15 protein-coding genes are annotated in these 12,560 nt (G+C 60.2%); 10 read left to right on the top strand and 5 right to left on the bottom strand.

The window, feature by feature from the left end:
- Nucleotides 1–41 precede the first annotated feature (41 nt).
- From KJF94_RS14605 to KJF94_RS14595, 3 genes are all read left to right on the top strand, one after another.
- Nucleotides 42–494 carry an Ohr family peroxiredoxin gene (locus KJF94_RS14605; RefSeq protein WP_214384524.1) on the top strand — a complete coding sequence of 151 codons (453 nt, stop codon included), beginning with the start codon at nucleotides 42–44 and terminating at the stop codon, nucleotides 492–494.
- A gap of 216 nt (nucleotides 495–710) precedes the next feature.
- Nucleotides 711–1,280 (top strand): YceI family protein, encoded by a 570-nt coding sequence (locus KJF94_RS14600; RefSeq protein WP_214384522.1) that lies wholly within the window; start codon nucleotides 711–713, stop codon nucleotides 1,278–1,280.
- A gap of 272 nt (nucleotides 1,281–1,552) precedes the next feature.
- Entirely contained in the window at nucleotides 1,553–2,245 is a 693-nt protein-coding gene (locus tag KJF94_RS14595) for a GNAT family N-acetyltransferase (protein ID WP_214384520.1), read from the top strand.
- 154 nt (nucleotides 2,246–2,399) lie between these two features.
- Here the strand turns inward: KJF94_RS14595 and KJF94_RS14590 are convergent, their stop codons facing one another.
- Entirely contained in the window at nucleotides 2,400–2,840 is a 441-nt protein-coding gene (locus KJF94_RS14590; protein WP_214384518.1) for a hotdog fold domain-containing protein, read from the bottom strand.
- Between the two features lie 165 nt (nucleotides 2,841–3,005).
- Between KJF94_RS14590 and KJF94_RS14585 the strand changes: the two genes are divergently transcribed.
- Nucleotides 3,006–3,623: a TetR/AcrR family transcriptional regulator gene (locus KJF94_RS14585; protein ID WP_214384516.1), complete on the top strand. Its 618-nt coding sequence runs from the start codon at nucleotides 3,006–3,008 to the stop codon at nucleotides 3,621–3,623.
- 378 nt (nucleotides 3,624–4,001) lie between these two features.
- On the opposite strand, the gene KJF94_RS14580 is transcribed toward KJF94_RS14585, so the two are convergent.
- Nucleotides 4,002–4,655 (bottom strand): TetR/AcrR family transcriptional regulator, encoded by a 654-nt coding sequence (locus tag KJF94_RS14580; protein ID WP_214384514.1) that lies wholly within the window; start codon nucleotides 4,653–4,655, stop codon nucleotides 4,002–4,004.
- Between the two features lie 86 nt (nucleotides 4,656–4,741).
- On the opposite strand from KJF94_RS14580, the gene KJF94_RS14575 reads away from it, so the two are divergent.
- Nucleotides 4,742–5,392, top strand: coding sequence for an NAD(P)H-dependent oxidoreductase (locus KJF94_RS14575; RefSeq protein WP_214384512.1), 651 nt, complete (start codon nucleotides 4,742–4,744; stop codon nucleotides 5,390–5,392).
- Here KJF94_RS14575 and KJF94_RS14570 read toward each other — a convergent pair.
- Nucleotides 5,349–6,467: a DmpA family aminopeptidase gene (locus KJF94_RS14570; RefSeq protein WP_214384510.1), complete on the bottom strand. Its 1,119-nt coding sequence runs from the start codon at nucleotides 6,465–6,467 to the stop codon at nucleotides 5,349–5,351. The two genes, KJF94_RS14575 and KJF94_RS14570, sit on opposite strands and share 44 nt — an antisense overlap.
- A 162-nt stretch (nucleotides 6,468–6,629) precedes the next feature.
- Nucleotides 6,630–7,733 (bottom strand): polyamine ABC transporter substrate-binding protein, encoded by a 1,104-nt coding sequence (locus KJF94_RS14565; protein WP_214384508.1) that lies wholly within the window; start codon nucleotides 7,731–7,733, stop codon nucleotides 6,630–6,632.
- A gap of 111 nt (nucleotides 7,734–7,844) precedes the next feature.
- On the opposite strand from KJF94_RS14565, the gene KJF94_RS14560 reads away from it, so the two are divergent.
- Nucleotides 7,845–8,618 (top strand): helix-turn-helix transcriptional regulator, encoded by a 774-nt coding sequence (locus KJF94_RS14560; protein WP_214384506.1) that lies wholly within the window; start codon nucleotides 7,845–7,847, stop codon nucleotides 8,616–8,618.
- Nucleotides 8,619–8,758: 140 nt separating this feature from the next.
- Here KJF94_RS14560 and KJF94_RS14555 read toward each other — a convergent pair whose 3' ends face one another.
- Nucleotides 8,759–9,700, bottom strand: coding sequence for a class I SAM-dependent methyltransferase (locus KJF94_RS14555; protein WP_214384504.1), 942 nt, complete (start codon nucleotides 9,698–9,700; stop codon nucleotides 8,759–8,761).
- 278 nt (nucleotides 9,701–9,978) lie between these two features.
- Here KJF94_RS14555 and KJF94_RS14550 point away from each other — a divergent pair, with 278 nt between their 5' ends.
- The 4 genes from KJF94_RS14550 to fae all read left to right on the top strand — a co-directional run bounded on the left by KJF94_RS14550 (nucleotide 9,979) and on the right by fae (nucleotide 12,552).
- Nucleotides 9,979–10,587, top strand: a complete 609-nt coding sequence (locus KJF94_RS14550) for a cytochrome b/b6 domain-containing protein (RefSeq protein ID WP_214384502.1) — start codon at nucleotides 9,979–9,981, stop codon at nucleotides 10,585–10,587.
- Nucleotides 10,584–11,363, top strand: coding sequence for a molybdopterin-dependent oxidoreductase (locus KJF94_RS14545; RefSeq protein ID WP_214384500.1), 780 nt, complete (start codon nucleotides 10,584–10,586; stop codon nucleotides 11,361–11,363). The genes KJF94_RS14550 and KJF94_RS14545 overlap by 4 nt, the downstream gene beginning before the upstream one ends.
- 51 nt (nucleotides 11,364–11,414) lie before the next feature.
- Nucleotides 11,415–11,690, top strand: coding sequence for a pentapeptide MXKDX repeat protein (locus tag KJF94_RS14540; protein WP_214384498.1), 276 nt, complete (start codon nucleotides 11,415–11,417; stop codon nucleotides 11,688–11,690).
- A 349-nt stretch (nucleotides 11,691–12,039) separates the two neighbouring features.
- Nucleotides 12,040–12,552 carry a formaldehyde-activating enzyme gene (fae, locus tag KJF94_RS14535; protein WP_008043405.1) on the top strand — a complete coding sequence of 171 codons (513 nt, stop codon included), beginning with the start codon at nucleotides 12,040–12,042 and terminating at the stop codon, nucleotides 12,550–12,552.
- The last annotated feature ends 8 nt before the right edge of the window (nucleotides 12,553–12,560 follow it).

Below are 12,560 nucleotides of genomic sequence, written 5' to 3'. Positions count from 1 at the left end.
CGATAAAAGCGCATACGCAAACAAACCTTAAGGTAATCATCATGAGCAAGATCGAAAAAGTACTGGCCACCGGCAAAACCCACACCACCGTCAGCGCCGCCGGCAAGACCTCGCGCGGTCATAGCGGCAGCCTCGACATCGTGCTGTCTTCGCCCGGCAGCGCCACACCGGCGCACGTGTTCTCGAACACTCAGCCGCACCCGACTGCCGAGCAATTGTTCGCCGGCGCCTGGTCTGCCTGCTACACCGCCGCCGTCGGACTGGTGGCCAACGACCTGAACGTGACACTGCCAGCAGATACGGCCGTGGAGATCGAAGTCGATCTGGGCCAGACCGGCCAGGCGTACTTCCTGCAGGCTCGACTGACCCTGCGTGTGCCGGGCCTGTCGAACGAGATTGCAACGAAGCTGGCGCACACGGCCGACCAGATCTGCCCGTACTCGAAAGCCACCCGCGGCAACATCGACGTGGCATTGAACGTCATCACCGAGTGATGCGACAGGACTCACCGGCGCCACGGGCTGGCGCCGGATGGGTTCACGCTATTGCAGAAAACGGTGGCGAAACAGTGCAGCAACCTGATCAAATCGGTGGAATCAGACGAGCATTGCGGCCAGTGGCATAAACGGTGGATCTTTGCTTTAGTCCACCTGTGGCGCGCTTGCGCGTGCAGCCGTCAATGCAAACGGGAGCCCCGCCCGGAGAGTCCCATGAATCCTCGATTTCCGCATTTCACTGCATGGGTTGTCGCGCTCACCTTCGGCGTTTTGTCATGCGCCGATGCCGTCGAGTACACAAACGTCAATGCGACCGCCAGCACCCTTTCGTTCACTTACAACCAGTTCAGTTCGCGGGTCTACGGCACGTTCAGCAAATTCGAAGGCACGCTGGAATTCGACACTGCAAACCCTTCGGCGGCCCACGCCGCGCTCACGATCCAGCTCGACAGCATCGATGCCGGCAGCAGTGACGCCAATGACGAACTGAAAAAGCCAGCCTGGTTCGACACCGCGAACTCGCCGGTGGCGACGTTTGAGTCGACCGCTGTGAAATCATTGGGTAACAACCGCTACTCGATCACCGGCAAACTCATGCTCAGGGGCATTACCCGCGTGGTGGAAGTGCCTGTGCAACTGAAGGCCGAGAACGCCATCGGCATCTTCGATGGCCAGCTGACGCTCAAGCGCAGCGATTTCAAAATAGGCGAGGGCGAGTGGGCGGACACGGTGGTTTCCGACGATATCAACATCCGCTTCCGCATGGTTGCGCCGCAGCAATAGGGTGCACGTCGCGGCTTTATGTAGCTCGCCCTGTCATGGTTTCAAGGTCACGGTTTAGTGTTGTTGCGTCTGGCCTCATCGCGAGCAGGCTCGCTCCCACATTGGCTCTTCAATGAGCACAAAATCTGTGTACGCCGAAGATCCACTGTGGGAGCGAGCCTGCTCGCGATGAGGCCCGAACAACCGCCATAGCTGCCAACTGACACACCCCCGCAGTCCCGCCGGCACGTTATGATACGCACGCCCGTCCGCCCCCAGAGTCCAGAGCCTCAATGCCCCAGATCACCCATTTCAAAACCCCGTGCCCCGAGCACCTCTCCAGCCAGATCCTGCAGATGGTCGTCGACAACCTGACCGACATCAGCATGGTTGCCATCCCGCCGAGCAACCTGTTGTACAACGTGTACCAGTATGCGATCGGCTATGAGGTTCACCTCTATCTGGAGGCGCTGAGCGGGGCGAAAGGGATTGCGGTGGAGTTGATCGTCGCGACGGACGTGGATGATCCGGAAACGGTCATCGGTTTCTTGCTGTACTTGCCGATCCAGGACGATCCCGAGGCGTGCGGCTTGGCGTACATGGCGGTGCAGGCCGGTCATCGGCGTCAGGGTGTGGCGCGCAAGATGCTGCGGGAAATGGTCGGTCGCTACCCGCATGCCGAACTGACCTGCGCGGTAGCCAAGGTGCCGTGGTTTGAGTCGATGGGCTTTGAGGTGGTGGGTGTTCGCGGTACTCAGGTGCTGATGAACACCCGCGATCATCGCTCCGGCGGTTTGATGGGGCTGCTGGATGTGGCGTCGATCTACAGCTCGCTGGAGGTGCGGCAGATTCATACCTATCTGCTGCAAAAGCACGGCAAGCGCGCGATGCTCGATGCCGAGAAACAGCGTGACCGGCATCTGGATCAGCTGACGTACAAGGCCAATGAGTTTGTCCGCGAACGGTTGGGCGAGTCGCCACGCTAACCACGCCCTTCCAGACAACTCGATCAACTGTGGGAGCGGGCTTGCTCGAGATGGCGGTGATTCAGTCAACATAAATGCTGAATGTAATGCCGCCATCGCGAGCAAGCCCGCTCTCACAGTTGTTCTGCATTCACTCAGCCAGTTCGGCCGGCGTTTAAGAAAACTTCACGTTCATGGTGATCCGCGCCGCGAACACCTTCCTGCCTTCGACGTCGAGAATGTCCACCGGCACGATCTTGTCGCCTTCCGTGGTCCAGTCGACGCCGCCCCCATCGGCCACTGCCGTGACGTCGGTTTTTGCCTTCGCCAGGTACTCGACCGTCATGCCTTTTGGAATCCAGCGTGCCCCTTCGGGAATCGACACGTCGGTCATCATCCCCGCTGCCAGTTCAGCCGCATTGCACATCGCGATGGCGTGGACGGTGCCCAGGTGGTTGGTGATTTCCTTGGCGAATGGCACCTGCACTGTCGCAGAGCCTTTTCGCAACTCCGTGACCAGCGGGTTGATGGTGCTGAAGTAGGGCGCCACCTGGCAGGCCATTTTGCTGAAGGCTTGCGGGCCCGCGCTGTTAAACATGCTTAGAAACTGACTCATTTGAAAACCTCACTGATGAGTGGATAATCAGAATATTGTTCCGTTACAGAATAATGTTCTGTTGCGGAACAGTATTCTGTCGACGGGAAATCTGTCAACCTAGTCCCACTTGTCCGATGGCAGTCACCTGCCTTCACCATTGGTTTTTTTGGGTCTGTGTTGAGCATGGAAACGTCAGATTTACTCGAGCGCTGCTACCCCGGAAGACGCGCTGAACTCAAGCGCGATATTTTTCGAAAGGCCCTCACGCTGTTCAACGAGCAGGGGATCGAGGCCACGACCATCGAAATGATCCGCGCCGAATGCGACACCAGCGTGGGCGCGATTTATCACCACTTCGGGAACAAGGAAGGTTTGGTGGCCGCGCTGTTTTTCACCGCCCTGGACGATCAGGCCAGGCTGCGCGACAGCTATTTGAGCGACGCGAAAACGACGCAAGAAGGCGTGTATGCGCTGGTGCACAGTTATGTGGATTGGGTCGACAGCCAACCCGAATGGGCGCGCTTCCAGTACCACGCGCGATTTTCCGTCACCAAAGGGCCTTTCAAGGACGAACTGGCGACCCGCAACAAGGCGCGCAACAAGCAACTGCTGGAATGGCTGTCGGCTTCGGCCAGAGGCGATGAGTTGAAAGGTTCTCCGGCCGAATTGCTGCTGTCGCTGATCATTGGCCAGGCAGACAACTATTGCAGGACATGGTTATCGGGGCGGGTAAAGGGCAGTCCGAAGGTGTACAGGGACAAGCTCGCACACGCGGCGTGGCGATCGATTTCCGGCGAATGACTAATGCTGTTCACTTAAGCGCGGGTGCCCACATTTGTGGCGAGCGAGCTTGCTCGCGCTGGGCTGCGTAGCGGCCCCCGATTTTTGTGAGTGCTCCGCACTCAAGCGGGAGCAAGCTCCCTCGCCACAGGGTTCTCTGATTCAAAACTCTCAGCATTACCGTCAAATGCCGGGCTTTTTCTTGTCTGTCATTCGTGCACTTAAAAAAGAGCCTCAAGGCTCTTTGATGGGGAGGTAGCGGAGCCCTTGAGGCTCAAGATGCACGTGAAACAAGCGGTGAGCTTGGTAGGGGTTCAGATCACTCACCACTACGCAACCGCTTGAGTTGAGCAAACAAACAGCTGCGTATATTCATCGTAGGAAGATGGGGTTTGGCACTCAAGTACCGCTAGTCGCATCCGTGCCAGCCCTGCCACGCGCGCTTCTTTCAACCATTGCGACGATGGTTTCAAACAGCTCGTCCTGCGCCTGTCCGGCGCAGATTTCGCCCGTCGCGGCAGCGTGGGACAAGGCTTCCGCCGCACCGAGCATGGCCCGCAAACCCGCTGCCGTGATCTCACCCGCGCCAGCGAAGGGGGCGAGGACGAATCGGCATTTGTTCAGGAAGATCGCTTCATACTCGCGCTTGATCTTCTCCAATTCCGGCGAGCTGGCCAACGCAGCGATCACGCCGGGAATTTCGTTGCCCTGCAGCAGCACACAGTCCACGTACGACGAGGCGATCACCCTGGCGGTGCCGGCCAGCGTCGGTTCGCTGTTCTGCAAAGCCGCATCCATGATTGCCGTTTGACGCGCATCGAAGTCTTGATAAAGCGCCGCCAACAATCCGGGGCGTGTCGTGAAGTGGTTGTACACCACCGGTTTGGTGACCCCGGCCTGTTCGGCGAGCCGCCCTAGCGTCAGCGCGTCGGTGCCTTCTTCCCGAACGAGCTGCCAGGCGACGTCCAGCAACTGGCGCTGGCGATCCTCCCGGGACAGGCGTCGTCGTGGTTGCGGGGTGGAATCCTGGGCGGTTTTTTTGGTGGTTGACATGGCTATGTACCAAAAGTAACTTACTGATCGTAACTTACCAAGAGTATATAAGGTCCGCCTTGTGCTCTCAATCAGGAGTTTGCGCCATGCATTCGCTCATTGTTGTCGCTCATCACAATCCCCGTTCGCTCACCCACAGCCTGGCGGCGCGGATCGCTGAAGGTGTGATTGCAAGCGATCCCGATAACACCGTGGAGTTGGTCGATCTTTCGGCCGAAGGATTCGATCCGAGGTTCAGCGCCGCAGACCTGGCGGTGCATCACCGCGAAGCATCGCCGCCTGTCGATGTGGTCGCCGAGCAGGCGCGCATCGACCGCGCCGATCATCTGGTGTTGGTCTATCCGGTCTACTGGTGGTCGATGCCGGCGCTGCTCAAAGGCTGGATTGATCGAGTGTTCTCCAACGGCTGGGCCTTCGATTTCACGGCGGATGCGAAGCTGGAGAAGAAGCTGGGCCATCTGCGGGTTCACCTGATCGGGGTCGGCGGTGCCGACGCAGGCACCTATGCCCGGCACGGTTATGCCGAGGCGATGAGAACGCAGATCGACCACGGCATTTTCGATTACTGCGGCGCTCAGGTGCTGACGTCCGAGCTGTTCCTCGAGTCGGAAATCCAGGATCCGGCGGTGCATCTGGACGCCGCACGAATCTTGGGTCTCAAGCTCCTGACGGCGTCCGGACAGCGCGATTCCGTTAGGCCTGTTCGCCCGGCCAGCCAGCCCGACGCAAGGCTTTAAGCAGCGTTTCGGCGTCCAGTCCCGGCACCGCATGGCCATTGCCCTCGGCGGTGTCGCAGGCCAGCAGGGCGTTGATGATCGCTTCTTCCACGGCTTCGGTGGCGGCCAGGAACAACTCGCTGATGTGGTCGTTGTTGACCATGCTCAGGTTGTCTGTTGTCGGCGCTTTCTTGCTTTCATAAGCAGCGGGTGGGACATCGTTGCCGGTGGCGAACGCGATGAAGATGTCGCCGCTATGGTCTTCGTTACCGCCGCCGGTGCGCGCGAGGCCGAGGCTGGCTCGCTGGGCGAGGCGGGTGCATTGATGCGGCAACAGCGGCGCATCGGTGGCCAGGCAAACGACGATCGACCCCATGCCCGGATGGGGCAACGAGGCCTTGAGAAACGGCGAGTCGGCCTTTTCCATGTAGCGCCCGACCGGGTAACCGTCGACGCGCAATTCGTTGCGGATGCCGTGGTTGGCCTGGACGATGGCGCCGACGGTCCAACCGCCCTGGGCGCTGCTCAGTCGTCGCGAAGCGGTACCGATGCCGCCCTTGAATTCGTGACAGATCATGCCGCTGCCGCCACCGACCGCGCCTTCGGTCACTGGCCCGCCTGCTGCCGTGCGCAGGGCTTCGGCCACATGCTCGACGTTGACATGGAAACCATTGATGTCGTTGAGCAAGCCGTCGAAGGTTTCCAGCACTACCGGCATGTTCCAGTAAAGGCGTCCGTCGTCGGGTTGCTGTTCACGGTCCAGGACGATCAGCGCATCGCGCACCACGCCCAGACTGTGGGTGTTGGTGAAGGCGACCGGGCTGGTCAACAGACCCGCTTCGCGAATCCACTCAAGACCGGTCGCATCGCCGTTGCCGTTGAGCACATGGACACCGGCGAAGCACGGCTGCTGGCTGGTGGAACCGGCGCGCGGCTCGATCACGGTGACGCCGGTGAGGATGTCGCGGCCATTTGCGCTGCGGCCCCGCACATTGCTGTGTCCGACCCGGACGCCGGGTACATCGGTGATGGCATTGAGCGGGCCGGGTTGCAGTTGGCCGAACTGGAGGTTCAGGTCGCGGGCACGTGGTTTCATGGATTCTCTCATCTTCAATTCGTGGCAGAAAAAGTAGGTAAGGTTGGACGCGGACCCTGTGGGAGCGGGCTTGCCCGCGATGGCGGTGTGTCAGATGACATCAATGTTGGATGTGACGACCTCATCGCGGGCAAGCCCGCTCCCACAGGGGTCGCGGTGGTATTACTGACCGTTTTTGACCTTGCTCCAGATCCGCGTCCGCACCCGCTCGGTGGCCGGCGGCAGGGGCTGTAGGGTGAACAACGTGGCCAAGGCTTCGGCGGACGGGTACACCGCCGGATTGTTGCGGGTCGCTTCGGCCACCAGCGGCGTGGCGCTGCGGTTGCCGTTGGGGTAGTTGAGGTGATCACTGACCGGGGCAATCACATCAGGGCGCATCAAGTAATCGATGAACGCCAGCCCTTGCTCCGGGTGCGGCGCATCTTTGAGCAACACGAGGGTGTCGAACCACACCGGTGCGCCTTCCTTCGGCAGGCTGTAGGCGATCTTCACGCCGTTGTTGGCTTGCTCGGCGTTGGTCTTGGCTTCGAGCATCGCGCCCGACCAACCCACCGCGACGCAAATGTTGCCGTTGGCCAGGTCGCTGATGAACTTGGACGAGTTGAAGTAGGCGATGTGCGGACGCAGTTTCAGCAGCAACGCTTCAGCCTTCTTGTAGTCCTCGGGATTGGTGCTGTTGGGCGGCAGACCGAGGTAGTGCAGGGCGACCGGCAGCATCTCGGACGGCGAGTCGAGCATGGCCACACCACACTGGCCGAGCTTGGCCAGGTTGGCTTCGTTGAACACCAGGTCCCAGGAGTCCACCGGCGCCTTGTCGCCCAGCGCGGCGCGAACCTTGTCGATGTTGTAGCCGATGCCAATGGTGCCCCACAGGTACGGCACGGCGTACTGATTGCCCGGATCGTTGTGGGCCAGTTTCGCCAACAGATCAGCGTCTATGTTTTTGAAGTCAGGCATCTGCGCATGGGGCAGGGGCGCGAGGGCGCCCGCCTTGATCAGGGTCGGCAGACTGAAGTTACTGGCCACCACCACGTCATAGCCGCTGCGGCTGGTGAGCAGTTTTCCTTCCAGCACTTCGGCGCTGTCGAAGGTGTCGTAAACCGGCGAGATTCCGGTGTCGCGCTTGAAGTCGTGCAGGGTGTTGGGGCCAATGTAGTCATACCAGTTGTAGACGTGAACCGTCGGGCCCTCGGCAGCCACCGCCGACAGCGAAACACACAAACAGGCGCTCAGCCCAAGATTGATCTGTTGACGGGGACGACTCATGATGCGGCACTCCTGGCCTGCTGCAGGCCGGTGATGAACAGGTGCTTGCAGCGTATCGGCGGGCCGGGGACTCACCCATTCCCATCATGGGTTACTCGAAAGGGGTAGAGCGTGGATGCGTTGCTGAAAGAGTTGCCGGTGCACCAAGGCCTGGCGCGGGTGTTTGGCGCGTTGGGGCAGGACGGTTTCTGGCGCGCGCTGGTCGACACGCTGCGGCTGCTGGTGCCGCTGGACAACGCCTTGGTCGCGGTGATGACGCCTGGACTAGTGCCGCGCCTGCTGATTGATTTCGACACCAGGGGCAGCGGCGACGAACCTGAAGAACTGGCCGACTACCGCGCCGGCATGTACCTGCTCGATCCGTTTTATCAGGCGGCCTGCGCCGGCATCGCCGACGGTTTGCACAGCCTCGATTCGGTGGCCCCCGACCAGTTTCAGCAGAGCGAGTATTACCTGAGCTACTTCCGCTCGGTGGTGGGCGGTGATGAGTTGCAGTTCATGATCAACATCGATGGCGCCGTGCTCGGGTTGTCCCTGGGCCGCTCGTCGCGCTTCACCCTGGAAGAGCAGGGCCGTCTGCTCTGTGTGCGTGACTGGGTGTTGGCCGCGATGCGCCGTCACCTGCAATTGATGCCGCCGGAAGGCCCGGCCACCGAGGCCGTGGCCGGGGATCTGGCGACCCTGCTGGATCGCTTTGATGCGCGATTGACGGTGAGGGAAATCGAAACGGCGCGGCTGATTCTTCAGGGCTTCTCCAGCAAGGCGATTGCCCAGCAACTGGGGATCTCGCCGGAAACGGTGAAGGTGCATCGGCGCAACGTCTATCACAAGCTCAATGTGAACGGGCATGGGGAGTTGTTTGCGTTGGTGTTGCGGCCACGTTGAACCGAGGCGGCCACAGTTCGTGAGTGCGCTGTAGATCCCTGTGGGAGCGAGCTTGCTCGCGATGGCGGTGTGTCAGCCGACATTGATGTTGAATGATAAACCGTCATCGCGAGCAAGCTCGCTCCCACAGAAAGCGGGGCTCAATCCCCGAGTTGAAACACCAACGCCTTCAACCCGCATTCAACATCCGCATCCGGAAACTCTGGCGGATTCTCCAGCCGTTGCTCAAACCGCAGGCTCGGCGCTTCACGCATCACGCCCTCGATGAGGAAGTCCGCACCGAACGCCGGGTCGTTCATGCAGGCCAGAACCGTGCCCTGCGGGCTGAGCAATTCCGGTAACCGACGCAGCACGCGCTGGTAATCCTTGGTCAGCAAAAAGCTGCCTTTCTGAAACGACGGCGGGTCGATGATCACCAGGTCGTACGGGCCTTTGCCGATCACCTTGCCCCAGGACTTGAACAGGTCATGGCCGAGGAAACTCACCTTGCTCAAGTCGTGTCCGTTCAAACGGTGATTGTCGCGGCCACGGCTCAGGGCCGGGCTGGACATGTCCAGGTTGACCACGTGTTCGGCGCCACCCTCGATGGCCGCCACCGAAAAACCGCAGGTGTAGGCGAACAGGTTCAACACGCGCTTGCCCTGGGCATTGGCGCGCACCCAATCGCGACCGTAGCGCATGTCGAGGAACAGCCCGGTGTTCTGCTTGCGGCCCAGGTCCACGCGATAGCACAGGCCGCCCTCGGTGATGGTCATGTCCTCGATCACTTCCCCGACCAGCCATTCAGTGGTGCTTTGCAGCAGATAACGATGCTGCAGCGCCAGGGTATGCGCACCGGATTGCGCCCACTCGGGTGACCGGGTGATTTCCATCAGCCGCTGTTTCAACGCATCCAGCTGCGCCGCTTCAGGCTCCTTGAATAGCGACACCAACACCACGCCCTGCAGCCAGTCGACAGTCAGTTGCTCCAGACCCGGCCAGCAGCGACCGCGACCATGGAACAGTCGGCGGGTTTCTGCGGGGGCCGTTGCCAGGGCGGTCAGCAGATGGTCGTGGAGGGTGGTCAGCGCTTCTGAATTCATCGGGTCGGGTCGGCGATTTGAGGGGGCGGCATTTTAACCACAATTGCGGCGAGTGGGCGGGTGACTCGATCAATGTGGGAGCGAGCCTGCTCGCGATAGCGGAGTGTCAGTCAACATCATCATTGCCTGATACACCGCTATCGCCGGCAAGCCGGTCTCGCTCCCACAGGTTTCCGGGGGTAGTTATCACAGTTAATTTAACTTTACGTGAGGATTTGGCGATCTGTCGGCTTCCATACTCGGCTCCAACAAATAACAACAACCGCCGGGAGCCCATCATGTCGCCGATACCTGCTTCATCCCATCCGCGCTGGCTCCGGCTCACCCATTGGCTGAACGCACTTGCGGTGCTGGTCATGGTCACCAGCGGTTGGCGCATCTACAACGCGTCTCCGCTTTACGACTTCAGTTTTGCCAAAGGCATCACGTTGGGCGGCTGGCTCGGCGGTGCGCTGCAATGGCATTTCGCGGCGATGTGGTTCCTCGCCTTCAACGGCCTCGTCTACCTGATTATCAACCTCGCCAGCGGCCGACTGTCACGACGCTTTTTCCCAGTGTCGCCGAAAGGTGTTTTGCATGACCTGTTGGCCGCATTGCGCGGGCGTCTGGGGCATGCCGACTTGAGTCACTACAACCAGGTGCAACGGGTGGCGTACCTGTTCGTGATGGTCGACATCGCGCTGCTGGTGATCTCCGGGCTGGTGTTGTGGAAGTCCGTCCAGTTTCCGCTGTTGCGTGAATTGCTCGGCGGCTACGAAGCAGCGCGGCATGTGCATTTCATCGCGATGGCGCTGCTGATGGCCTTTGTGGCGGTGCATCTGGTGATGGTCGCGCTCGTTCCCAAAACGCTGTTGGCCATGATTGTCGGTCGCAAGGAGTCCGTATGAAAAAGCGCATCGAGGGTCTGGACGAGTCGTCCATCCTGAAAGACGCCCGGAAAATCATTGCGCCGCAGATCGAGGACCGTTCACGCCGCTCGTTCCTGATGCGCAGCCTGACCCTCGGCAGCGTGGCCATGTTGTCCGGCTGCAACATCACCGACAACGAAAGCGTCGAAACCGCGTTGTCGTCCATGTCGCGGTTCAACGATCGGGTGCAGGGCTGGCTGTTCAATCCCAATGCACTGGCGCCGACCTATCCGGCGTCGATGATCACCCGGCCGTTTCCGTTCAATGCCTTTTACGGCATCGACGAGGCACCGACCGTCGAGGAAGAAAGCTATCGACTGGAGGTGACCGGCCTGGTCGCCGACAAACGCAGCTGGCGCCTCGAAGAGCTGCGCGCGATGGCACAGAACGAGCAGATCACCCGGCATATCTGCGTCGAAGGCTGGAGCGCGATCGGGCGTTGGGGCGGCGTACGGTTCAGCGATTTCCTGAAGCGGGTCGGTGCCGACACGGATGCCAAATATGTCGGCTTCAAATGCGCCGACGACTACTACACCAGCATCGACATGGCCACCGCGCTGCACGCGCAAACCCTGCTGGCGCTGACCTATGACGGCGCGGTGCTGCCGCGCGAATACGGCTTCCCGATGAAGCTGCGCATGCCCACCAAGCTCGGCTACAAAAACCCCAAACACATCCAGGCGATTTTCGTCAGCAACACCTACAGCGGCGGCTACTGGGAAGACCAGGGCTACAACTGGTTCGGTGGCAGCTGACGGCGCCCGACAACTTCACTCACCCGCAACCTGTGCTTCAAGGAGTTCATCATGAAAAAGTTGACCACCGTCGTTCTGTCCATGTGCCTCGCCATGGGCGCTGCCAGTGTGTTTGCCGCCGAAGCAACCAACGGCATGAGCAATGACAGCATGAGCAAGGATTCGATGTCCAAGGACGCCATGAAAAAAGACACGATGAAAAAGGATGCCATGAGCAAGGACACGATGAAGAAAGATGCCATGTCCAAGGATTCGATGAAGAAGGACGAGATGAAGAAGGACGCCATGTCCAAAGACGCCATGAAGAAGGACAACATGTCGCAGTAATCCAATACAACGCGATCCCCTGTAGGAGCAGAGCTTGCTCGCGAAAACGGTGTGTCAGGCAACAAACATGTCGGCTGACACACCGCTTTCGCGAGCAAGCTCTGCTCCTACAGGTTACGCATTCCAGGGTATGACTTTAAGTCATGCCCCCATGACTTTTAATGGTTACAGCCCCGCCAACCCCCAGTGTTAAAAAATCGCAAACACAGCTCATCAACAACAAAAAAGAGCGTTTGCACCCATGACTGATCCTCTCCGCCACATCCAGCGCTCTTCAATCCCCGCCCACGCGACCGCCACCGTCCGCGTGCATTTCTGATCACCCAAAATCCCTGAAGAGTAACCACTCATGAAAGAACTCGACCTGTACATCGGTGAAGGCTTCGAAGGCCCAGGCGTGAACGCCGCGCACATCAACATCCTGATCGGCCCGCGCAATGGCCCGGCGGGGCAGGCGTTTGCGAACAGTCTGGCATCGCCAAGTCAGGGCCATTGCCCGTTCATGGTGATCGCCCAGCCGAACATTCCGGTCAAGCCGATGACCCTTTACGTGAACAAAGCCGCCATCAGCAGCGACCTGCACGGCAATGCGACCTGGGGCGCGTCCCAGGCCGGGATCGCCAAGGCGGTGCTCGAAGCCTTGCTCGACGGCACCTTGCCGCCGGAAGCCGAAGACGAGTGGGCCATCGTCACCGCGAACTGGGTCAACCCGGCGTGCGATGACCTCGATGCGGTCTACCTGAACAACTACAACGCCTGCCGCACGGCGATCCGTGCCGCGCTGACCGGCAAACCGGAAACTGCGCAACTGGCGGATGTGGTCAATCACATCAGCAACCCTTTCTACACGCCAAAGGCCTGAGGTCCGCA

Source organism: Pseudomonas hormoni (assembly GCF_018502625.1).
Lineage (GTDB): Bacteria > Pseudomonadota > Gammaproteobacteria > Pseudomonadales > Pseudomonadaceae > Aquipseudomonas > Aquipseudomonas hormoni.
Note: the sequence above shows the minus strand (reverse complement) of the source record. Positions and strands in the feature narration are given on the sequence as shown.